The organism is Pseudomonas sp. 14P_5.3_Bac1, assembly GCF_025466135.1.
Lineage (GTDB): Bacteria > Pseudomonadota > Gammaproteobacteria > Pseudomonadales > Pseudomonadaceae > Aquipseudomonas.
In genome coordinates this window covers 155,121-178,015 of record NZ_JANLOF010000056.1, presented here as the reverse complement: position 1 = coordinate 178,015, position 22,895 = coordinate 155,121, and the positions used below count along the sequence as shown (strand labels likewise).

At 61.1% G+C, this 22,895-nt stretch carries 18 protein-coding genes; 8 read left to right on the top strand and 10 right to left on the bottom strand.

Annotation, left to right across the window (positions count from 1 at the left end):
- Positions 1–76 precede the first annotated feature (76 nt).
- Entirely contained in the window at positions 77–2,014 is a 1,938-nt protein-coding gene (locus NTD89_RS13180; RefSeq protein ID WP_262208116.1) for an ATP-dependent DNA helicase RecQ, read from the top strand.
- A 21-nt stretch (positions 2,015–2,035) separates the two neighbouring features.
- Positions 2,036–2,467: an acyl-CoA thioesterase gene (locus NTD89_RS13175; protein ID WP_262208100.1), complete on the top strand. Its 432-nt coding sequence runs from the start codon at positions 2,036–2,038 to the stop codon at positions 2,465–2,467.
- A gap of 148 nt (positions 2,468–2,615) precedes the next feature.
- On the opposite strand, the gene NTD89_RS13170 is transcribed toward NTD89_RS13175, so the two are convergent.
- From NTD89_RS13170 to NTD89_RS13155, 4 genes are all read right to left on the bottom strand, one after another.
- Positions 2,616–3,095 (bottom strand): glycine zipper domain-containing protein, encoded by a 480-nt coding sequence (locus NTD89_RS13170; RefSeq protein ID WP_145159820.1) that lies wholly within the window; start codon positions 3,093–3,095, stop codon positions 2,616–2,618.
- 372 nt (positions 3,096–3,467) lie between these two features.
- The gene (locus NTD89_RS13165; protein WP_262208097.1) at positions 3,468–5,816 is read right to left on the bottom strand and encodes an FdhF/YdeP family oxidoreductase; all 2,349 of its coding nucleotides are present in this window, start codon (positions 5,814–5,816) and stop codon (positions 3,468–3,470) included.
- Positions 5,813–6,652 (bottom strand): formate dehydrogenase accessory sulfurtransferase FdhD, encoded by an 840-nt coding sequence (fdhD, locus tag NTD89_RS13160; RefSeq protein WP_119738173.1) that lies wholly within the window; start codon positions 6,650–6,652, stop codon positions 5,813–5,815. The genes NTD89_RS13165 and fdhD overlap by 4 nt, the downstream gene beginning before the upstream one ends.
- Before the next feature lie 97 nt (positions 6,653–6,749).
- The gene (locus NTD89_RS13155; protein WP_145159824.1) at positions 6,750–7,637 is read right to left on the bottom strand and encodes a LysR family transcriptional regulator; all 888 of its coding nucleotides are present in this window, start codon (positions 7,635–7,637) and stop codon (positions 6,750–6,752) included.
- Between the two features lie 131 nt (positions 7,638–7,768).
- Here NTD89_RS13155 and lysM point away from each other — a divergent pair, with 131 nt between their 5' ends.
- Positions 7,769–8,209, top strand: a complete 441-nt coding sequence (gene lysM / locus NTD89_RS13150) for a peptidoglycan-binding protein LysM (RefSeq protein WP_242198684.1) — start codon at positions 7,769–7,771, stop codon at positions 8,207–8,209.
- 139 nt (positions 8,210–8,348) lie between these two features.
- Here the strand turns inward: lysM and yrfG are convergent, their stop codons facing one another.
- Positions 8,349–9,011: a GMP/IMP nucleotidase gene (gene yrfG / locus NTD89_RS13145; RefSeq protein ID WP_262208093.1), complete on the bottom strand. Its 663-nt coding sequence runs from the start codon at positions 9,009–9,011 to the stop codon at positions 8,349–8,351.
- An 87-nt stretch (positions 9,012–9,098) separates the two neighbouring features.
- On the opposite strand from yrfG, the gene nudE reads away from it, so the two are divergent.
- Both nudE and cysQ read left to right on the top strand, forming a co-directional pair.
- Positions 9,099–9,665 (top strand): ADP compounds hydrolase NudE, encoded by a 567-nt coding sequence (nudE, locus tag NTD89_RS13140; RefSeq protein ID WP_106577427.1) that lies wholly within the window; start codon positions 9,099–9,101, stop codon positions 9,663–9,665.
- On the top strand, positions 9,662–10,498 hold the full coding sequence (cysQ, locus tag NTD89_RS13135; protein WP_145159830.1) for a 3'(2'),5'-bisphosphate nucleotidase CysQ: 837 nt from the start codon (positions 9,662–9,664) through the stop codon (positions 10,496–10,498). The genes nudE and cysQ overlap by 4 nt, the downstream gene beginning before the upstream one ends.
- Before the next feature lie 348 nt (positions 10,499–10,846).
- On the opposite strand, the gene NTD89_RS13130 is transcribed toward cysQ, so the two are convergent.
- The 4 genes from NTD89_RS13130 to rfbB form a co-directional block, all read right to left on the bottom strand.
- Positions 10,847–11,302 carry a thioesterase domain-containing protein gene (locus NTD89_RS13130; protein WP_262208092.1) on the bottom strand — a complete coding sequence of 152 codons (456 nt, stop codon included), beginning with the start codon at positions 11,300–11,302 and terminating at the stop codon, positions 10,847–10,849.
- A gap of 26 nt (positions 11,303–11,328) precedes the next feature.
- The gene (locus NTD89_RS13125) at positions 11,329–12,714 is read right to left on the bottom strand and encodes a sigma-54-dependent transcriptional regulator (RefSeq protein WP_262208091.1); all 1,386 of its coding nucleotides are present in this window, start codon (positions 12,712–12,714) and stop codon (positions 11,329–11,331) included.
- Positions 12,711–14,519 carry an ATP-binding protein gene (locus NTD89_RS13120; RefSeq protein ID WP_262208090.1) on the bottom strand — a complete coding sequence of 603 codons (1,809 nt, stop codon included), beginning with the start codon at positions 14,517–14,519 and terminating at the stop codon, positions 12,711–12,713. The genes NTD89_RS13125 and NTD89_RS13120 overlap by 4 nt, the downstream gene beginning before the upstream one ends.
- 61 nt (positions 14,520–14,580) lie before the next feature.
- Positions 14,581–15,663 carry a dTDP-glucose 4,6-dehydratase gene (gene rfbB / locus NTD89_RS13115; protein WP_145159837.1) on the bottom strand — a complete coding sequence of 361 codons (1,083 nt, stop codon included), beginning with the start codon at positions 15,661–15,663 and terminating at the stop codon, positions 14,581–14,583.
- A 151-nt stretch (positions 15,664–15,814) separates the two neighbouring features.
- Between rfbB and NTD89_RS13110 the strand changes: the two genes are divergently transcribed.
- The 3 genes from NTD89_RS13110 (at position 15,815) to NTD89_RS13100 (ending at position 20,392) form a co-directional block, all read left to right on the top strand.
- A complete protein-coding gene (locus NTD89_RS13110; protein WP_262208088.1) occupies positions 15,815–18,718 on the top strand; it encodes an aminotransferase in 2,904 nt (967 codons plus the stop codon).
- A gap of 120 nt (positions 18,719–18,838) precedes the next feature.
- On the top strand, positions 18,839–19,945 hold the full coding sequence (aguA, locus tag NTD89_RS13105; RefSeq protein WP_262208086.1) for an agmatine deiminase: 1,107 nt from the start codon (positions 18,839–18,841) through the stop codon (positions 19,943–19,945).
- Positions 19,946–20,179: 234 nt separating this feature from the next.
- Positions 20,180–20,392: a hypothetical protein gene (locus NTD89_RS13100; protein ID WP_145159843.1), complete on the top strand. Its 213-nt coding sequence runs from the start codon at positions 20,180–20,182 to the stop codon at positions 20,390–20,392.
- 83 nt (positions 20,393–20,475) lie between these two features.
- Here NTD89_RS13100 and NTD89_RS13095 read toward each other — a convergent pair whose 3' ends face one another.
- Complete coding sequence (locus NTD89_RS13095; protein ID WP_262208084.1) at positions 20,476–22,563, bottom strand: TonB-dependent receptor; 2,088 nt, start codon at positions 22,561–22,563, stop codon at positions 20,476–20,478.
- Positions 22,564–22,895: the final 332 nt, after the last annotated feature.

The window sequence follows — 22,895 nt, the reverse complement described above, 5'->3', positions numbered from 1 at the left end:
TGTGACCTTTCTCGATTCGCTGAGCGCGCTGGTCTATGTTTTGGGCTCGTTTCAGCGGTCAATGGAGTGACAGCTTATGCACAACACCCTCCAACAGGTCTTTGGTTATCCACAGTTTCGTTCGGGCCAGGAAGAGGCGGTCAGCGCCGTACTGGCCGGCCGTTCGGCCGCTGCTATTTTCCCCACCGGTTCGGGCAAGTCGTTGTGTTATCAGCTGTCGGCGGTGCTATTGCCGCACCTGACGCTGGTGGTGTCGCCCCTGCTGGCGTTGATGCAGGACCAGCTGGGTTTCCTGCAACGCCATGGCATTTGCGCCGGCAGTATTGATTCGGCGCAGAGCCGCGAGGACGCCAATGATGTGATGTCCCGCGCGCGTTCGGGTGAGCTGAAAATTCTGATGATCTCCGTGGAGCGCTTGAAGAACGAGCGCTTCCGTAACTTTCTGCAAAGCGTGCAGATTTCGTTGCTGGTGGTGGACGAGGCGCACTGTATTTCCGAGTGGGGCCACAACTTCCGTCCGGACTATTTAAAGCTGCCGGACTACCAGCGTCAGTTCAATATCCCACAAGCGCTATTGCTGACGGCTACAGCCACGCCCAAGGTGATTGCCGACATGCAGGCGAAGTTCGCCATTGCGCCGGACGATGTCATCACCACAGGCTTCTACCGGCCCAATCTCAACCTGCTGGTAGAGCCGGTGAGCGGGCATGACAAACGTCGGCGCCTGGTCGAATGGATGAGCGAGCGGGCCAATCAGCCAAGTATCGTCTACGTCACCTTGCAGAAAACTGCTGAGCAGATCGCCGAACATTTGAACCGCAACGGCATTCAGGCCGAGGCTTATCACGCCGGTTTGCCCCACGACAAACGCGAGGGTATCCAGCAGCGTTTCATGGGTGGGCGCTCCAATTGCATCGTCGCCACCATCGCATTCGGCATGGGCATCGATAAAAGTGACATCCGCAATGTGGTGCACTTCGACCTGCCTAAATCCATTGAGAACTACAGCCAGGAAATCGGCCGTGCAGGGCGGGACGGGCAGCCGTCCGATTGCCTGGTGCTGGCCAACCGCGACAGCCTCAATGTGCTGGAAAACTTTGTGTACGGCGACACGCCGGAACAGGCGGGCATTCTCCGTGTGCTGGAGGAGTTGCAGGCGGCGCGCGGCGAGGGGCAGTGGGAGTTTTTGTTGAGGTCGCTGTCGGACCACAGCAACATCCGCGAGCTGCCACTGAAAACGCTGCTGGTGCAGTTGGAGCTCAAGGGCGTGATTGCGCCGCGTTATGCTTTTTACGCCGAGTACCGCTTCAAGTACCTGATCGAACCCGAGGCCTTGCTGGCGCGTTTCTCCGGCGAGCGACAGCAGTTTGTCGCGGCGATTATTCAGGTATGCAGTCGCGCCAGAACCTGGGCGACCGTGGATTTCGACGCGCTGTACCAGCAGCACAATGCCGAGCGCAGCCGGGTGGTGAAAGCGCTGGATTACTTCCAGGAGCAGGGTCTGATCGAACTGGAAAGCAAGCAGATGACGGAGGTTTACAGCTTGCTGCACACCGAGTTCGATCCACAGGCGTTGAGCGAAGAGTTATACACAGGCTTCAAGCAGCACGAGGTGAAGGAGGTGGCGCGGATCCATGCCATGCTCGATCTGTTTGCCACCGAAGAATGCCTGGGCCAGCGTTTGGCCCACTACTTTGGCGATGAAAATGCGCCGCTGCGCTGCGGGCATTGCTCGGTATGCCATGGCCACGTGGCGCATTTACCGCCGCCGCCGAGTTTGCCAGCGCTCGTGGATAAAAACTTCATGGCGCTGTGCGGTGATTTTATCCACAGGCATCATGAGCACACCGGGCAACTGCCGGGCGCGGAGCGATTGACACGATTCCTCGGTGGTATCAGCGTGCCGCTGTTTACCAAGTTGAAGGCGCGGGGTATTCCGGGCTTCGCTGCGCTGGAGGCGTATCCCTACGCCGAGGTGCGTGAATGGGCCCAAGCCCATCTGAACGACCTGTAAATCCACTCATGAGAGCTGCACATGTCTGATTCGATGCCGCAACGCGCTGACTACCGTCACTTCCAACCGATCATCACGCGTTGGCACGATAACGATGTGTATGGTCACGTGAACAATGTCACCTACTACAGCTTCTTCGACACGGCGGTGAATACTTACCTGATTGAAGAGGGTGGGTTGGATATTCACGACGGTGAAGTGGTGGGGTTTGTGGTGAGTTCGGCGTGCGATTACTTTGCGTCGATCGCGTTTCCCGATCGCATAGAGATTGGCCTGCGCGTGGGCAAGTTGGGTAACAGCTCGGTGCAGTATGAGTTGGCGGTGTTCAAGTCAGGCGAAGACGATGCCTGTGCGGCGGGGCGCTTTGTGCACGTCTTTGTGGACCGCGCGTCGAACCAGCCGGTGACGATTCCGGGGCGATTGCGCGAGGCGTTGCAGCGACTGGTGGTGTGACGCAGCCATTGTGACCAATGAAGCTCAAATGTGGGAGCTGGCTTGCCTGCGATAGCGGTGGTTCAGGTTTAGTTGTGCTTCCTGACCCAACGCTATCGCGGGCAAGCCCGGCTCCCACAGGAGTTTCCGTGTGCCTTGGACCGTTGGCTTAACGGTGACGGTAGTGATGCTTGTTCTTGCGATGCCCGTACGCATGGCCACGGCCACGATGGTCATCACGGTCATAACGACGGTTATCCCGCCCACGATAGCGACGGTCGTCGTCATCGCTCTTGTTGCCCATGTAGTTGCCCAGCGCGCCACCCGCACCGCCGCCTGCGGCTGCGCCGATCAGGCTGCCGGTGTTGCCGCCCATGCTGCGGCCCACCACGTTGCCGCCTGCCGCGCCGAGTGCGCCGCCAATGGCTGCTTCACCACGGCTGCGCTTGTCAGCGCCGACTGCACTGCCGCCCGCGCCGCCCAGCGCCGCGCCGATGGCCGAACCGGTGTTACCGCCGACCTGCTGGCCAACAACCGAACCTAGAACCCCGCCCAATGCGCCGCCCACACCGGCTTCGGTGGTGCCACCGGCCATGGCTGCGCCACTGACCAGGCCAAGGGACAACAAGAGAATCGAGGAAAACTTCATAGAGAGACCTCAAGAGGATGACGGCGCGATCCTGAGGTTGTATCGGGATGCTGACAATCGAAAACCGACCAGTGGCACAGGTTGTATACAATTCTCTAAGTTGCTGTTTTGTATGGGGAACTTAAGTTGTTTTTGCGAGTCTTTAACTACTTCGGAACGGCCGCTTTTATGCAAAAGCGGCCTTTTTTGTGCGTTGGATTTTTCGTAGTCGTGGCGAACGGCTTGTTGTGGCGAGCGGGCTTGCCCCGCGTTGGGCTGCGAAGCGGCCCCTAATAATGTCACCGCATTCTTTCAGTCAGAACGCAGTGCCTGGATCAGGGGCTGCTACGCAGCCCAACGCGGGGCAAGCCCGCTCGCCACAACGGGTTTCGGTCAGGCCGAACGCGCCATGATCAAGCCGGTCGCACTCGCTGCTTCCAGACGGATCGCCACAAACTTCGATGTCGGCGTATGGCTGCCATCACCGGTGCTCTCCAGCGGCACCAGCGGGTTCACTTCCGGGTAGTAAGCGGCTGCCTGCCCCGCCGGAATATCAAACGCCAGCAACGTAAAGCCCTTCACTCGGCGTTCACGGCCATCTTCCCACAGCGAAACGATGTCGGCTTTCTGCCCGGGCTTGAAGCCCAGGCGGATGATGTCGGCTTCATTCACGAACAACACGTCACGCTGACCTTTCACGCCACGGTAGCGGTCGTCCAGGCCGTAAATGGTGGTGTTGTACTGATCGTGAGAGCGCATCGACTGCATGATCAGGTCCGGCACCCGGCCCGTGGCGTGGGTGCGTTCGTGGATCAAGTCTTTGGGCAGCACGTTCGGGCGGAAATTGGCGCGGCCCGAGGGCGTATTCCAGCGGCGTGCGCCGGCGGAGTTGCCCAGGTAGAAACCGCCCGGGTGTTTGATGCGCTCGTTGAAGTCCTTGAAGCCTGGGATGGTGTCGGCGATCAGGTCGCGGATGCGCCCGTAGTCGGCGACCAGCCAGTTCCAGTCCACCGGTTTGCTGCCCAGGGTTGCGGCAGCAATGCCGGCAAGAATCGCAGGCTCGGATTTCATCATCTTCGACAGTGGCTGCAGTTGGCCATTGGAGCCGTGAACCATGCTGAACGAGTCTTCCACCGTGACCGCTTGCGGGCCGTCGGCCTGGATATCGATGTCGGTACGGCCCAGGCACGGCAGGATCAGCGCGTCTTTACCGTGCATCAAATGGCTGCGGTTGAGCTTGGTGCTGATCTGTACGGTCAGGTCGCAGCTGCGCAGCGCTTCAAAGGTGCGCGGGCTGTCGGGCGTGGCTTGGGCGAAGTTACCGCCCAGGCCGATAAACACTTTGGAGCGGCCTTCGAGCATCGCGTGGATGGCTTCCACGACGTTATGCCCATTGTGGCGCGGCACCTGGAACTGGAAGCGCCGTTCCAGGGAATCGAGGAATGCCACGGGTGGGCGTTCGTTGATGCCCATGGTGCGGTCGCCCTGCACGTTGCTGTGGCCGCGCACCGGGCACAGGCCGGCGCCTGGGCGGCCGATGTTGCCGCGCAGCAGCATCAGGTTGGCGATTTCCTGGATGGTCGGCACCGAGTGGCGATGCTGGGTGATGCCCATCGCCCAGCACATGATCACGTTCTTGCCTTTGGCGTACATGCGCGCCGCTTGCTCGATCTCCACCAGGGTCAGGCCGGACTGCTCGACGATCTCATCCCACGAGGTGTCATCGATCTGGCCGAGGTACTCCAGCACGTTGGTGGTGTGCTCGTTGAGGAAGTCGTGATCGAACACGGCTTCTTTGCCTTCGGCCTGGGCCTGGCGCTCCCACAGCAGCAGGAACTTGGCCATGCCGCGCAGGATGGCCATGTCGCCGCCCAGTGCCGGGCGGAAGTAGGCGGTGTTGGTCGGCTTGTCGCCGTTGGTGAGCATTTCCAGCGGGTGTTGCGGGTGCTGGAAGCGTTCCAGGCCGCGCTCTTTCAGCGGGTTGATGCACACCACCTGAGCGCCGCGTTTAACTGCCTCACGCAACGGTTCGAGCATGCGCGGGTGGTTGGTGCCGGGGTTCTGGCCCCATACGAAAATCGCATCGGCGTGTTCGAAGTCGTCAAAGGTCACCGTGCCTTTGCCAACCCCCACGCTTTGCGCCAGGGCCACGCCGCTGGCTTCGTGGCACATGTTCGAGCAGTCCGGGAAATTGTTGGTGCCGTAAGCGCGTACGAACAGCTGATACAGGTACGCCGCTTCGTTGCTGGCGCGGCCCGAGGTGTAGAACTCGGCCATGTCCGGGCTTGGCAGTGCGTTGAGGTGCTTGCCGACCAGGTCGAACGCCGCTTCCCAGCTGATCGGCGTGTAGCGATCAGTTTCGGCGTCATAGCGCATCGGCTCGGTCAGGCGGCCCTGGTATTCCAGCCAATAATCGCTTTGCTCCAGCAGTGCGGTGACGCTGTGCTTGGCAAAAAATGCGGCATCCACGCGGCGTTTGGTGGCTTCCCAGTTGACCGCCTTGGCGCCGTTTTCGCAGAACTTGACCATGCCGCTTTCCGGCGAGTCGCCCCAGGCGCAGCCCGGGCAGTCGAAACCGCCGTTCTGGTTGGTCTTGAGCATCATGCGCAGGTTTTTCAGCGCGTTGTCGCTGGTCAACCAGGCCTGCGCCACGCTGATCAGCGCGCCCCAGCCGCCAGCCGGGCCTTTGTAGGGCTTGTAGCGCGGAGTCGGGGTTTGGTCGGCTTGGTGGTGCTGGCTCATGACTGGTTCTCCATCGCAGGGCTGTAGACCCGCGGCGCACTTTTCTGCGGCAGGTGGATGAGATTGAGGTTGTGTCGGCGGGCCCATTGCAAGGCCAGGCCGGTAGGCGACGACAGGCTGACCAAGGTCTGGATGCCTGCGCGCAGAACTTTCTGGATTAATTCGAGGCTGCAGCGACTGGTGACAATCGCCAGGCCGCCGTCGGTCGGAATCTTTTGGCGGATCAAGGCGCCGATCAGCTTATCCAAGGCGTTATGCCGGCCGATGTCTTCGCGGCCCATCAGCAATTCGCCCTGATTATTCATAAATACCGCCGCATGCACTGCGCCGCTGTACTGGCCCAACGGCTGGAACGCGCTGATGCGCTGGCGCAGGCCGTCGAGCCATTCGGCGGGTGGCAAGGGCGCGCCGGGCAGCACTTGAAGGTCTGGCAGGGCTTGCTCCACCGCCTCGACACCGCACAAACCGCAGCCACTGGTGCCTGCCAATTGGCGGCGCTGTTGCTTGAGGTTCCAGAAGGCACGGCTGGAAATTTGCACCTGAGCGTACTGGGCGGAGCCCGAACCGCTGAGTTTCAAATCATATATGTCGCTAACGTCGGCGATAATGCCGCTGCCGATGCTGAAGCCGACGATGAAATCTTCCAGGTCCGTTGGCGTCACCAACATGACCGCCTGACTGATGTCGTTATAGGCAATCGCCAACGCCACTTCTTCCGCCAACGCTGTGCTGGCGACTTCTGTGTGTTCGAGGTTGCAAAACTGGTAGCTCTGGCTGGAGGCGGGCGCGGGCGTTTCGAGGGCGGGGGCCGCGCAGACTGGGCGCTTGGCGTTCATGTGGCAGTACCACCGGCGGATTGATCAGTGTTTAGACTAGGCGCGACAAAGGGTCGCGTCTAATCGCCAGTACTGATCTATCGATAGATGGCGTCGATCAAGGCTCTTGCTGCGATTTTTGAAACAGCGCGAAACAGGCTTCCGCCAACGCCGAACGCGGTGCGCTGCGACGCATGATCAGCCCCAGGCGAGCCAATGTGTGAGCGTCTTCAATGGGTTGCAGGCGCAGGTGCTCAGTCAGTGCATCCAGGCCGCCGTCCAATGGCATCACCGCGCAGCACAGGCCGCCGTGCACGGCTTGTAACAACTGATGCACCGCATCGGTTTGCAGCAGCGGTTGCGGGTGGAGCCCGCGACTGTGGAAGTTGTGGTCAATGGACTGACGGAAATGCATGCCGCTGGTGAGCATGCCCAGCGGCAGTTCGATCAGCGCTTCCCAGCTCAACGGCTTGTCGCCGAAGCTGAAAAAACGTTGGTCGTAGAGCAGGCCCATGCGGGTTTCGCCCAAGGCCAGCGAGTCGAAGCGCTCGTTATCCAGGCGCTCCAGGTAGGACACGCCGAGGTCCAGACGGTTGCTCGCCAGCTGTTCGAGGATTTGCTCGGAGCTCAATGCCGACAGTTCAAAGCGCAGGCTCGGATGTTCTTTGTGCAATTGCTGCATCAAGGCCAAGGGATCGAAGCTCGACAACGGCACCACACCCAGGCGCAAGGTGCCGACCAGATTGCCGCGACAGGCCGCCGCTTCGGCCTGCAGGCCGTCATAGGCCGCCAGCACCGTACGCGCCCACGCCAGCACGCGTTCGCCCGGCGCGGTAAAGCCTTCAAAGCGCTGGCCGCGATTGACCAGCGGCAAGTCCAGCTCTTCTTCCAGGTTACGCAAGCGCATCGACAGGGTCGGCTGGGTGATATGGCAGCGCGCGGCCGCCTGGCCGAAGTGGCGCGTCTCGTCGAGGGCGATGAGGAATTTCAACTGTTTGATGTCCATCTTCGCTCCGGGCTTATTCCAATGGCGGGGGATTCTAGCGCGTTTGGGTCTTTGGTCGGCCTGGAACCCAAGACAGCAGGACTGGTCTAGTCTTGGGCATCTGGAACTTAAAAACCCAAGGAGAGCGCACCATGAGTATTTTTAGCTTTGTTAAGGAAGCAGGCGAGAAGCTTATTGACCTGTTGACGCCGGGTAACGCCAACGCAAGTGATGAGTTGAAGAAGCACATCAGCGATGTCGGGCTCGGAAACCCGAATATCACTGCAACCGTTGATGGCGACAAGGTCACCGTGAAGGGTGAAGTTGCCACTCAGGAAGAGAAAGAAAAAATCATCCTGGCTGCAGGCAACATCGCAGGTGTTGGCAGTGTAGAAGACCAGATCACCGTGACCGGCCCGGCTGTGACAGCTGCCCGTTTCGTCGTCGTGAAAAAGGGCGACACGCTGAGCGCGATTTCCCTGGCGGTGTACGGCAACGCCAACCAGTACAACAAGATCTTTGAGGCCAACAAGCCATTGCTCAAAGATGTGAACAAAATTTACCCAGGGCAGACACTGCGCATTCCTGAGTAATACGCGGGCCCAACGGTGGGAGCGGGTTTGTGTGGGAGCTGGCTTGCCTGCGATAGCATCACCTCGGTGTCATTGATAAACCGAGGTGCCGATATCGCGGGCAAGCCCGGCGCCCACACAAGGCCGCTCCCACTTTTGATTAGAGCCCGGCGATCAGATCCCGGTAATCCCCCACCGCCGCAAACTCTGCCGTGTCCTTTGGCCCCTTCTTGCTGTCCGGTTCTTTCACTGCCAGCAGATGCCCCACGCCAAAATCGCGCGCGCTGCGCAGGATCGGCAAGGTGTCATCGATAAACAGGCTGCGGGCCGGGTCGAAGTGGATGTCGGCGTGCAGGGCTGCCCAGAATTGTGGGTCTTCCTTGGGAAAACCATAGTCATGGGAGCTGATCAACCGCTCGAAATACGGCGCCAGTTCAATGCGTTCCAACTTCAAAGACAGCGAATCACGATGCGCGTTGGTGATCAGAATCACGCGCTTGCCGGCCTGTTTGATCGCCGCCAGAAAGGTATCCGCGTCCGGGCGCAGGGCAATCAGGTGGGCCGTTTCCAACTTGAGTTCGCGCACCGGAATATTCAGCTCCGTGCTCCAGAAATCCAGGCAATACCATTGCAACTGTCCCGCGTTACGCTCGAACAGTGGCTGCAATTCCATATCGGCCATGGCCCGGCTCACGCCGTGCAGCTCGGCGTAGCGCTGGGGCAGGTGCTCCATCCAGAAATGGTTGTCGAAATGCAGGTCGAGCAAGGTGCCGTCCATGTCCAGCAGGACGGTGTCGATGGCGTGCCAGGGCAAAGAGGGCATGGGGCGTTCTCATGTAAGTAAAGATATCCGACACAGACAATCGGAAAAGCCACGGTATAGTAACCCGATCACGCCAAGGAGCCGCTTATGCGCCAGAAACCCACCGTCCTCGCCCGCGAAATAGTCGCCAGTAGCCGTTTGTTCCGCGTGGAGGAAGTGCAATTGCGCTTTTCCAATGGCGTTGAACGGACCTACGAGCGCCTGGTAGGCCGCGGTGCCGGCTACGGCGCGGTGATGATCGTGGCGATGATTGACGACGATCATGCGTTGCTGGTGGAAGAGTACTGCGGCGGCACCGATGAATATGAGGTGTCGTTGCCCAAGGGGTTGATCGAACCCGGCGAAGACGTACTGGCGGCGGCCAACCGTGAACTCAAGGAAGAGGCCGGTTATGGCGCGCGTCAGTTGGAACACATTACCGAGTTGTCGTTGTCGCCCGGCTACATGAGCCAGAAAATCCAGGTGGTGTTGGCCACCGATCTGTACGAAGAGCGCCTGGAGGGCGATGAGCCTGAGCCGATGCGGGTTGATCGGGTTAACCTGCGCGAGCTGTCGCAGCTTGCGCAAAATGAGCAGTTCAGCGAGGGGCGCGCCCTGGCGGCACTGTATCTGGTACGAGACCTGTTGACCCAGCGTGGAGCGTTTATCGCATGAGCGAACTGTTTTTAGGCCACCCGTTTATTGCCCCTGTGATTGAGCTGGCCCGTCAGGCCGGTGAAGTGATCCTGCCGTATTGGCGCGCCGACGTGGCGGTCACCTCCAAGTCGGATGACTCGCCGGTGACGGCAGCGGACCTGGCCGCTCACCATCTGATTCTCGCCGGCCTTACCGCGCTCGACCCGAGCATTCCGGTGCTGTCCGAAGAAGACGCGGATATCGACCAGAGTGTGCGTGCGGGCTGGCAGCGCTGGTGGCTGGTTGACCCGCTGGATGGCACCAAGGAATTTATCTCTGGCAGCGAAGAGTTCACCGTCAATATCGCCCTGATCGAACAAGGCCGCGTGGTGTTTGGCGTGGTATCGATGCCGACCAGTGGCCGTTGCTACTTCGGTGGCGCGGGGCTGGGGGCGTGGCGTTCTGATGTGAACGAAGCACCCAAGCAGATTCAGGTACGCCAGACGCCGGCAGCGGGTGAAGCCTTCACCGTGGTTGCCAGCCGTCGCCACAGCAGCCCTGAGCAGGAGCGCCTGCTGCACGGTTTGAGCGAAGGCCTGGGAGCGTTGAAGCTGGCGAATATCGGCAGCTCGCTGAAATTCTGCCTGTTGGCCGAAGGCAGTGCCGATTGCTACCCACGTTTGGCGCCGACGTCGCAATGGGACACCGCAGCGGCCCAGGGCGTATTGGAAGGCGCGGGCGGCGAGGTGTTGGAGTTGAGTGGTGAGCCGTTCAGCTATCCGGCGCGTGAATCGTTGTTGAACCCGTTCTTTTTGGCGCTACCGGCCAAGGCCGCATGGCGGGAACGCCTACTGACCCTGGCGAGATCTTGAGCCTGGCGTAGATTCAATGTGGGAATTGGCTTGCCTGCGATTTCAATAGATCAGCCACCAACGCTGTGACTGTCAGACCGCTATCGCAGCGTATCTACGTAAAACTTCCGATAACCGAAAAATAGTTAGCAGGCGACCTTTCATGGCGAGCGGGCTTGCCCCGCGTTGGGCTGCGAAGCGGCCCCAATAAGAACACCGCGCTCTGCTGATAGACCGCAGTTTCAGGTTTTAGGGCTGCTTCGCAGCCCAACGCGGGGCAAGCCCGCTCGCCACGGAGGGTGGTGTCGCCATTCGAGATTGTGTCGGTACCGTGGCAATTCAGCTCTCATATTTTTTGGGGTGTGGCGGTTAACGGTGCAAGACGTACTGGCCAGTAAACGCCACCGCGCGCTCCTCACTCCCCTCATTCACAATCCACGTCTCCAGCGTCAGCCGCGCGCGACCATAACGGTTATACGTCGCCACAAAACGCTTCCACACCTTCTCATCCGGCGCCCGGCACACCACCGTCGCATCCCGTGTGACGGGCAGCGGATAGCTGATCTGCCCTTCCTGAATCACGATATGCCCGTCATCTATGCCTTCTTCACGCAATTGCAGGTGCAGCCAGCCCCAGCCCGCCAGCACGGCGCCGCAATACAGGCTGCCGCCAAACATGGTGCTCTTGTGGTTGATATTGGCTTGCAAGGGCAGGTGCAACTGCAATTGGCCGTGTTGCCAGTCGAGCACCTTGAGGCCCATTTCCCGGGTAAGCGGGATGTCGTGGTGCAGGATGGATTCCAGGTAACGGCTGTCGCGGCTCATGGCGGCCTCTTGGCGAGTGGGCGGGGTCATTCGTCGTCGGCGCTGTGGCTGGCGCTGTCGGCGAAGTTCAGGCCGTGCTTGCGCAGTTTGTCGTGCAGGGTTTTGCGCGGTATGCCCAAGGCTTCGGCGAGGCTGCGCACCGAACTGTGAGGGCGGGTCAGCTCAGCGGCGATCAGGCTTTTTTCGAACTGCTCGACTTGTTCGCTCAGACCGCCCGGCGTAGAGGTCAGGACGCCAGCGGCAGGGTTGTCCGCCGTGGCGTCCAGTGCCAGCTCGAGCCCCAGGGCAAAGCGTTCTGCCGCATTCTGCAGTTCGCGCACATTGCCGGGCCAGCTATGGCGCAGCAGCAGCGCGCGCTGGCCCGGTTGCAGCTCGTTAAGCGGCAGGCCGTGACGGCTGCTGGCCTCGTCGGCAAAGTGTTGAAACAGCATCAAGGCATCCTCGCCGCGCTCGCGCAACGGTGGAATGCGCAGCGGTGCGACATTGAGGCGGTAATACAAGTCGGCGCGAAAGCGACCCTGATCGGCAGCCTGGCGCAGGTCTTCCTTGGTGGCAGCGATGATGCGGATATCCAGCGGGATCAGTTGATTGCCACCCAGGCGTTCCACCACGCGCTCCTGCAGCAGGCGCAACAGCTTGACCTGCACGTCCAGGCTCATGCTTTCGATTTCATCGAGAAACAGCGTGCCGCCGTTGGCGAATTCGAATTTGCCGATACGGCGTTTCTGCGCGCCGGTAAATGCCCCCGGCTCATGGCCGAACAGCTCGCTCTCGACCACCGATTCCGCCAGGGCGCCGGCGTTGATCGCCACAAATGGTCCGCTGCGTCGGCTGGACAGGTCGTGCAGCGCGCGCGCCACCACCTCTTTGCCGGCGCCGGTTTCGCCGAGGATCAGCACGTCGGCGCGGGTCGCGGCCAGGGCGCCGATCTGCTCGCGCAGGCGCAGCATTTGTGGCGAATGCCCGACCAGGCGCGTGCTCAATTGCTGACGGTCACTGAGGGCCAGGCGCAGGCTGCGGTTGTCCAGCACCAGGCGGCGCAGGGCCAGGGCGCGGCGCACGCTGTCGAGCAGGGCATCGCTGGCGAAGGGTTTTTCAAGAAAGTCATAGGCGCCGGCCCGCATGGCTTGCACCGCCAGCGGCACGTCGCCGTGGCCGGTGATCAACAGCACTGGCAGTTCCGGGTCCTGGCTGTGCAGTTCGGCGAGCAACTCCAGGCCGTCCATGCCAGGCATGCGGATGTCGCTGACCACCACGCCCGGCCAGTCCCGCGACAGGCGCGCAGTGAGGCCGGTGGCTTCGCCCAGGGTCAGGACGTTCAGCCCGGCCAGGTCCAGGGTCTGGCACAGGGCCTGACGCAGGTGTGGATCGTCGTCGATCAACACCACCTGAATCTGGTTATCGATACTCATACACTGCGGTCCTCGGACGGTTGCAGACTGACGCCCGGCGAGCCGGCACGCAATTTCAAGGTTAACAGCGCGCCGCCTTCCTTGTGGTTGGCAAACAGCAATTCGCCGCCAAAGGCACGCATCAACGTGTCACAAATTGCCAGCCCCAACCCAAGGCCCTGGGTGCGCGTCTTGGTTGTGTAGAACGGCTCGCTGGCGCGGCCCAGGGCTTCCATGCAAAAGCCTGGACCGTTGTCGCGAATGTACAGGTTGACGCCCTGTTCGGTGGTTTGGGCACTCAACCAGAGTTTGCGCGGCGGGCCTTTTTCGGTAAGGGCGTCGAGGGCGTTAGCCAGCAAGTTGCCGAGTACCTGGCGCAGACGGGTTTCGCCGGCTTGTACCCACAGGGTTGCTTCTGGCAAATCACGGATCAGCTCGACTTCCATCGAGCGTCGCCGCTTGGCCAGCAACGCCAATGCATCGTCTAGCGCCGGTTGCAGGGCCACGCTTTCCGGTGCGTGGCGGTCGCGGCGGGCGAACGCGCGCAGATGCGCGATGATCGAGGCCATGCGCCCGGTCAGTTCGCTGATCAGTTTGAGATTGCCGCGAGCGTCATTGGTGCGCTCGTGGTCGAGCAGGATCTCGGCGTTTTCTGCATAGCTGCGAATCGCCGCGAGCGGTTGATTGAGTTCGTGGCTGATGCTCGCCGACATGGTCCCCAACGCTGACAGTTTGCCGGCTTGCACCAGGTCGTCCTGGGCACGAACCAGCTCCTGCTGGGCGTGTTCGCGCTCAAGCACTTCCTGCTTCAGACGCCGGTTGAGGCCTTCAAGGTCGCTGGTGCGCTCGATCACGCGGGCTTCCAGTTCGCGGCGCGCCTTGGCTTCAAACGCGATGCGTTCCAGATAATGGCGACGGCGCTGCATCATCAAGCCCAGCAGCAGCATCAGTACCAGCAACGTGGCGCCGCCGACCGCTACCACCGTGCGCACCGGGCGATTGATCAGCGAGCGCGGTGCCAGAATTTCCACCGTCCAGCCGGTTTCGGCAATGGCCGAGGATTGGCGCAGCCACGCCGTCGTACTCAAGGCCAGCGGCTGTGGGTCGCGCGTTGGGTAGGGCTGGATCGCGATGATGGCTTGGCGCTCTTCGGCAGTCAGCGGCCGTGTCGCACGGAATCGCCATTGCGGGCGCGACGTAAGGATCACCACGCCGTTGTGGTCCGTCACCAGCAGTTGTTCCGGGGTTTTGCCCCACAGGCTTTCGGTATGGTCCAGGTCGACCTTGACCACCAGCACGCCGATGATCTTGTCGCCATCGCGCACGGCGGCGGCGAAGAAGTAGCCGCGTTTGGCCGACGTGGTGCCCAGGCCGAAAAACCGGCCCAGACGCCCGGCCATGGCTTCGCTGAAATAGGGGCGAAACGAGAAATTGCGCCCGACAAAGCTGTCCTGCTTGTCCCAGTTGGAGGCGGCGAGCGTTTTGCCGGTGGTGTCCATCAGGTACATCACTTCCACCCCGGCCTGGGCGGCGACGTTCTTGAGCAACAGGTTGGCGTTGACCAGGTTGGTGCTGACATCGGGCGCATCCAGCGCAGTGCGCAGGGCCGGCAAGTCACCCAGAATCTGGGGCAGCACTTCATAGCGGTGCAGGGTGCCGAGCAGGTTGGCGACGTAGAGGTCGAGGGTCTGGCGGTTTTGACTGGCCAGTTCGCTGCCGTAATAACGCTCGGCCAGGTGTTCCAGCGGCCACAGCAGCGGTGCCAGGCACAACGCCAACAGGGCGAGGCTGCGCCAGCGGGGTCTTCGCGGAAGGGGTGGAGTCATGGGAATCATGCGCCTGTGGGGACAGGCGCATTATGCCTAGCTGTGGTGCGTGATGCTGTTGTTATGCGATCAGGTCTTTTGGCTCGGTGTTACCCAGGCGCTCACCTTGATAGCTGCCGTCCTGGACGCGGCGGCACCAGTCGAGGTTATCGAGGTACCACTGCACCGTTTTGCGCAGGCCGGTTTCGAAGGTTTCTTCGGGCACCCAACCCAGTTCGTGCTCGATCTTGCTGGCATCGATCGCGTAGCGCTGATCGTGGCCCGGGCGATCCTTGACGAAAGTGATCAGGTCGGTGAATTTTTCCACGCCCGCCGGGCGATTGGGTGCCAGTTCTTCGAGCAGGCCACAAATGCCGCGTACCACGTCGATATTCTTCTGCTCGTTGTGGCCGCCGATGTTGTAGGTCTCGCCGACCACACCTTCGGTAACCACTTTGAACAGCGCGCGAGCGTGATCTTCGACGAACAGCCAGTCGCGCACTTGCAAGCCATCACCGTAGACCGGCAGTGGCTTGCCGGCGAGGGCGTTGAGGATGACCAGCGGGATCAGCTTTTCGGGGAAGTGGAACGGCCCGTAGTTGTTCGAGCAGTTGGTCAGCAGCACCGGCAGGCCGTAAGTGCGCTGCCACGCGCGGACCAGGTGGTCGGACGCCGCCTTGCTGGCCGAGTACGGCGAGCTGGGCGCGTAAGGCGTGGTTTCAGTGAACAGGTCGTCCACGCCGTGCAGGTCGCCATAAACCTCATCGGTGGAGATGTGGTGAAAGCGAAACGCGCTCTTGGCCGGCTCTTCCAGCGTTTGCCAGTAAGCACGCGTGGCTTCCAGCAGGCTGTAGGTGCCGACGATGTTGGTCTGGATAAAATCCGACGGGCCATCAATGGAGCGGTCGACATGCGACTCGGCCGCCAGGTGCATGATTGCCTGAGGCTCAAAGCGCGCAATCACGGCGCTGACCGCGGCCTGGTCGATGATATCGGCCTGCACGAACTCATAGCGGCTATTGGACGCAATGCTGGTCAGCGATTCCAGGTTGCCAGCGTAGGTGAGTTTGTCCAGGTTGAGCACTTCGTGCTCGGTATTTTGAATCAGGTGACGAACCAGGGCGGAACCGATAAAACCGGCACCGCCGGTGATGAGAATACGCATGTCGAGGGCCTTTTCCTTAGACGAAGACTTGGCGAAGTTGGCATAGCTTGAGTTGTGAATCGGGACGGCGCAAGCCCGGTATGCGTGAGGGGTTGATTAACAGCCCCGAACAATGGCGATATAGGCGCCTGAAAAAGCAGAGGTCGCCACAATGTTGCTCGCCACATTGATCCATCGTGCCAGTTTGCCTTGCCCACAAATAAGCGCCGATCAAGCCGCGCAATTGCTCGAGCAACATTACGGTTTGACGGGCGCATTGCAGTCGCTGGGCAGCCAACAAGACCTCAATTACCGAGTTGACAGCGAGCGTGGCCGCTTTGTTCTGAAGATCTGCCGGGGCGACTACGCCGCCGTTGAACTGCAGGCCCAGCACGCCGCCCTCAATGACCTGCAAGCGCACGTGCGCGTGCCCAAGGTGAACCGCGCACTGACCGGGGAAGACCTGCTGACCGTCACCGTGGGCGGGCAAACCGTGCACCTGCGGTTGCTTGACTATATCGACGGCCAGCCCCTGACGCAGCTGCCGCACCTGGGCCGTGACGTAATCGCAGGCTTCGGTGAGTTGTGTGGACAGGTCAGCCGCGCACTGGAGCATTTCGAGCACCCGGGCCTGGACCGCACGTTGCAATGGGACCCGCGCCACGCCCATGCACTGATCACGCACCTGCTGGCCAACCTGGATAACCTGCCGCACCGCGACGCCATCGAGCGCGCGGCCAACCACGTACACGCGCGCCTTCAGCCTTTGGTCGATCACCTGCCGTGGCAAGCCGTACACCTGGACATCACCGATGACAACGTCGTCTGGCAGCGCGACGCCCAGCGGCATTGGCAGGTCCAGGGCGTGATTGATTTCGGCGATTTGGTGCACACCTGGCGCATTGCCGACCTGTCGGTGACCTGCGCGGCGCTGTTGCACCATGCCGATGGAGACCCCTTTGCCATCCTGCCGGCGATCCAGGCCTGCCACGCGGTGACGCCATTGCAGCGCGAGGAATTACAGGCGTTATGGCCGCTGATCGTGGCGCGCGCGGCGGTGCTGGTGCTCAGCAGCGAACAGCAGCAACGCCTTGATCCTGACAACACTTACCTGCTGAAAAATGCCGAGCACGAGTGGGAAATTTTTCATGTGGCGACCTCGGTGCCGTATGCGCTGATGGAGGCGGCGATCCTGAGCTGTGTCGCAGAAGCGTTGCCGCCGATGGCCGACCAAGACTTCGCGCCGTTGCTGCCTGGCCTGGTGGGGCGTGAGTTTGCGCTGATCGACCTGGGTGTACTCAGCCCGCATTTCGAGGCCGGCAATTGGGAGTTGCCCGGCATAGACCGCCGGTTGCTGGATGAAGCGGCGACCGTGCATGGGTTGGCGGCCAGCCGGTATGGGCAATACCGGTTGTCGCGAACGCGCGCCGACAGTGCCGTCGAGCCGCAGACTTTCCCGCTTCACGTGGAATTGCATCTGCCTCACGGCACCGTCTTGGAAGCGCCCTTTGGCGGTACGTTGCGCCCAGGCGACGACGGTCTGTTGTGCTTGCATGCCGCTCAACTGAGCCTGCGTGTCGGCGGCGTGAAAACCGCATTGAAACCGGGCTCGGTGCTGGTGAAGGGGCAACTGCTCGGTGAGGTGCACGCCCCGCTCACCGTACAGTTATGCCGTGCCGAGCTCGAGCCGCCGTTGTTCTGCACGCCGTCCAGGGCGCCGGCGTGGCAAGCCCTCTGCCCGTCGCCGGCCACGTTGCTGGGGCTGGCCTGTGATGCCGAGCCTGAACTGGACCCCGACGCTCTGCTGGCGCGTCGGGACGCCAGTTTCGCTCGCTCGCAGAAGCACTATTACGTCGACCCGCCGCGCATCGAGCGCGGCTGGCGCAACCACCTGATCGACATGCAGGGCCGTTCGTACCTGGACATGCTCAACAACGTCGCCGTGCTGGGCCATGGCCACCCGCGCATGGCGGCGGTGGCGGCGCGGCAATGGTCGCTGCTCAACACCAATTCGCGCTTTCACTATGCGGCGATTGCCGAGTTTTCCGAGCGTTTGCTGGCATTGGCGCCAGAGGGCATGGACCGAGTGTTTCTGGTCAACAGCGGCACCGAGGCCAATGACCTGGCGATTCGCCTGGCCTGGGCCTACAGCGGCGGGCGCGACATGCTCAGCGTGCTGGAGGCGTACCACGGCTGGTCGGTGGCGGCGGATGCGGTGTCGACCTCGATTGCCGACAACCCGCAGGCATTGAGCAGCCGCCCGGACTGGGTGCACCCGGTGACCGCGCCGAATACCTATCGCGGCGAGTTTCGTGGGCAGGACAGTACGCCGGATTACGTGCGAAGCGTGGAACACAACCTGGCGAAAATCGCCGCGAGTAAACGCCAGTTGGCAGGGTTCATATGCGAGCCGGTCTACGGCAATGCGGGGGGCATTTCCCTGCCGCCGGGTTATTTGCAGCAGGTGTACGCGCGGGTGCGCGCCCAGGGCGGCGTGTGCATCGCCGATGAGGTGCAGGTGGGTTATGGGCGCATGGGCCACTTTTTCTGGGGCTTTGAAGAGCAGGGCGTGGTGCCGGACATCATCACCATGGCCAAGGGCATGGGGAACGGCCAACCGTTGGGCGCAGTGATCACCCGGCGCGAGATTGCCGAGGCGCTGGAGGCCGAAGGGTATTTCTTCTCGTCGTCGGGGGGCAGCCCAGTCAGCTGTCAGATCGGCATGGCTGTGCTGGACGTGATGCAGGAAGAAAAGCTGTGGGAAAACGCCCAGGTGGTGGGCGGGCATTTCAAGGCGCGCTTGGAGCAGTTGATTGATCGTCACCCGCTGGTCGGCGCTGTTCATGGCTCCGGCTTCTATCTGGGGCTGGAGTTGGTGCGTGACCGCCTTACCCTGGAACCGGCCACCGAAGAAACGGCGTTGCTGTGTGACCGGTTACGGGAGCTGGGGATTTTCATGCAGCCTACGGGTGACTACCTCAATATCCTCAAGATCAAGCCGCCGATGGTCACGTCCAAACGCAGCGTGGACTTCTTCGTCGACATGCTGTCGAAGGTGCTGGATGAACAATTGTAATAGTCGATTGTTATCGGTTATCTGCCGTATTGCTTTCTGTTTATCGTCTATTTTCCCTTTTAAAGCCGATTTTTATCCGCTATAAAGTCGATCTTCACCCCATTCGGAGCCCTGAACGCCATGACCACCCTGCACAGCACACCTCGCGCCGATGGCTTCTACATGCCCGCCGAATGGGCTCCACAGACTCAAACCTGGATGATCTGGCCTGAGCGCCCGGACAACTGGCGCCTGGGTGGTAAGCTCGCGCAGGCTGCGCACGTGGCGGTGGCCAAGGCCATCGCGCGCTTTGAGCCGGTGACGGTGGGTGTATCGGCCGGGCAATACGAAAACGCGCGCGCACGGTTGGACGTGCCGAATATTCGCGTGGTGGAAATGTCCAGCGATGACGCTTGGGTGCGCGACACCGGCCCGACCTTCGTGATCAACAACAGCGGCGAAGTGCGCGGCGTGAACTGGGATTTCAATGCTTGGGGCGGTTTCGACGGTGGTCTGTACGCGCCGTGGAACCGTGACTCGCAGGTGGGCGGCAAGATTCTCGAGATCGAACGTGCGCCGCGCTACCGCACCGAAGGCTTCGTGCTGGAAGGTGGCTCGATCCATGTGGACGGCGAAGGCACGTTGATCACCACCGAAGAATGCCTGTTGAACCGCAATCGCAACCCGCACCTGGATCGTGCGGCCATCGAAGCGGTGCTCAGCGCCAATCTGGCTGTGGACAAGATCATCTGGTTGCCGGACGGCCTGTTCAATGACGAAACCGATGGCCATGTGGATAACTTCTGCTGCTATGTGCGCCCGGGCGAAGTGCTGCTGGCGTGGACCGACGACCCGCAAGACCCGAACTACGCGCGCTGCCACGCTGCCATGGATGTGCTGCAAAGCAGCACTGACGCCCAAGGGCGCGCATTCATAGTGCATAAAATGCCGATCCCGGGGCCGCTGTATGCCACCGAAGAAGAGTGCGCGGGCGTCGACCCGGTGGACGGTAGCCAGGAACGTAACCCGAGCGTGCGGTTGGCCGGTTCCTACGTGAACTTCCTGATCGTCAACGGCGGCATCATCGCGCCAAGCTTCGACGACCCGCTGGACAGTCAGGCCAAGCAGATTCTGCAGAACCTGTTCCCGCAGCACGAAGTGGTGATGGTGCCGGGGCGCGAACTGTTACTGGGTGGCGGCAATATCCATTGCCTGACCCAACAACAGCCGGCACCGCACAAAAACTGAGTGCAGTTGTAACAGCGTCTGAGCAACAGCGCGGCAGTACCCGTTCATAGCGCTAATAGCAAGCCCGCGGCCCTGCTCGGCCGCGGGCTTTTTTGTATCCGAATGCCTATAAATACGGGACATTGGCATAGCTCTTGTATCGGTGTGGTCACAGTGACTCGAGGCGATGACTGCGCAGTTCTGTCACAAACCTTGAGTAAGTTAGCCGCTCACGCAGTAGGAGAGAGCGCTGAAATGAATGCCGATATCAACCTGATCTACACGCGTCCGTTCCACCCCACGCGGGTCAACGGTGATGCGATCCATGCGTTGGCGCTCTGGTTGAAGGCAAACAGCTCACGGCGGGTCAGGCACGCTGACTTGCGCCGTGTGATGAGTGAACGTTATCCGGCGGGACTGTTCAGTGAGGATGAAGTGCGCGCGTTGTGTGAATTGTTGAAAAACTGAAGGGCACTGAGATCAGCGATGGCAGCGGGCTTGCCTGCGATGGCATCGCAGCCAAGCCCGCTCGTACATGAGGGTGTCAGGTTTTAGAAACTGTAGGTGCCCGTTACAACCAGGCTACGTGGCTCGCCCGGCTGGATCTGCGCCGCACTGGTGGCCGACGCGTAATAGTGTTTGTCGGCAATATTGTTCAGCGCCGCGCGTAGGTCCCATTGCTTCTGGCGGAACCCGGCCAATGCGTCCCACCGCCCATAACCTGGCAGCGCCACGGTGTTGAGGTTGTCGGCGTAACGGTCACCCACCAGGGTCAGACCGGTTTCGGCGTACCAGCCCATCTCGGGTTTCCAGGTGATAAACAAGCTGGCATTGCGCTTGGCCACATCGCTGATGCGCTTGCCTTCAAAGCCATTGTTGTCCTTCTCGACTTTGGCATCCTGCAGGCCGATGCCACCACGCACATACCAATTGCCGACGAGCTTGCCGGCGGCTGTCAGTTCCACACCGCGCGAGCGTTGCATGCCGGTGAGCAGGGTGATGGTACGGTCGAGCGGGTCGCTGGTGCGGCGGTTATAAAGCTCAAGCTCGTACACGGCGAGGGTGGTGCTCAGGCGGTCGTCGAGCCAATCGCTCTTCACGCCGATTTCCTTCTGTTTGGTCAGTTCGGGGCTCAGGTCGTTGACGCTGCCAGCGGCATTGGGTGTGATACCGATCAGGCCACCGCCCGCGGGGGAGAAGGTTTTGCTCCACGAGGCATAAAACGAGTGATGTTCCAGCGGCGTCCATACCAGGCCGACGCGCGGGCTGGCGCTGCGGCTATCGACAGCTTGGCGGGTGTTGAGCACCTTGCTGGTGGTGTCCACTTCGAAATGGTCATACCGCAGGCCTGCCAGCAGTTGCCATTGATCGTTGAGGCGCAGTTGGTCCTGCACGTACACAGCGCGACTTTCGACTTCTGTGTGGTTGTAACTTGAAAGCGTCATCGGCCCGTTGTGGCTCAGGTGGCGGTTGGGCTGGTTGAGATCCAGGCTCGGCACGGCTTGGCCGCCACGGTTGACGGCGGTGGCGGTATACAGCTTCGGGTCGCGGCGCTGGCTGCCCAGCTCCAGGCCGGTGAGCAGGCGGTGCTCCAGGCCGAAGGTGTCGAAAGCGCCTTCCAGCTCGAGGTTGTTGAAAACGTTGCGGGTGGTCAAATCCTGCTGCCAGCGCTGGCGCGTGACCCTGTTGGTTTTCGGGTCGTAGCCGGTCTGGTAGGTGTTGTCGAAATCGCTGTCGAGCTTAAACACGCCCAAGGTGTGGCGCAGTTGCCAGTTTGCGTTGAGTTCATAGGCGAGCCTGGAGCGCAGGGACTGAGACTTGTCGTCGATGTAATCGCGGCTATCAAAATAGGTGGCGCTACGGCTCACGTCTGCCGGGCGCCCGTTGACCCCGGGAATACCGCGGTCCGGCGTGCGGTTGTAGCGGCTGTATTCGTATTGCACCAACCAATTGAGGTCGGGCGTCAGTTGCCAGCTCATCGACGGCGCAAACAGCTGGCGATTGCCACTGACGCCGTCGCGGAAACTGTTGTTGTCCTGGTTGCCCATGTTCAGGCGCAGGCTGATGTCGTCGGTGGGGTCGGTGCTGAGGTCGGCATACAGGCTGCGCAAATCATCGCTGCCGCCCTGGGCTTCGATGCTGGAGGTGTGGCCCGCGGTGGGCAATTTGCTCACGCGGTTGACGATCCCGCCCTGACCGCCGCGCCCGTACAGCACGGCTGCCGGGCCTTTGAGCACCTCAATGCGTTCGATGTTATGCAGGTCGCGCACGTACTGGCTGTCGTCGCGAATGCCGTCCAGGTAGAAGTCGTTGCTTGCGTCGAAACCACGAATGCGCAGGCTGTCAAAGCGCGTGTCGGCGCCGCTGCTCACGTTGGGAATGCCGCTTAACGCCTGGCCCAGATCGTTGGTGCCGTAGGCGCGCAGGGTTTCGGTTTTTACCGAATCGATGGCCTGCGGCACATAACGCACCGATGTGGCAGTGCGGGTGGCGGTGTGGGTCTCTTTGACGCGTGGGTCGTCTTCGTCAACTTCGGTGCTGATCGAGGTTTCCGGCAAAATCGTGGCGGCGCAGGCAAAACCAGCAGACAGCAGAGCAGAAAGCCCAAGGGTGATGAGCGTCAGGCGAGAGACAGGCATGAAGGAATCTATCCAAAAAGTTCGGGAAGGAATGTGCGCGTTAATGGTAATGCTTTGCATTTGCGCGCGTTATGCATTCCCAAAAATGTAGACTCTAGAAAGTGTTACTCGATGTGTTTTTTTTGCGGTTCTGAGTGATTTTCTGTCTTTCATGCAGGCGCTGTAGACCGTTGCTTAGAATTATTTCGCCTAAATACAGACGATTCACGAAATTGACACATAGTTCAACGCGCGCATAGGATTGCGCCCAACGCCTGTGGCTAACCGCCATGACTTATCCAATAAAAAAGGCCCGCGGCAGTTCAGTCGTCCGCGGGCTTTGTTTTTTCCGG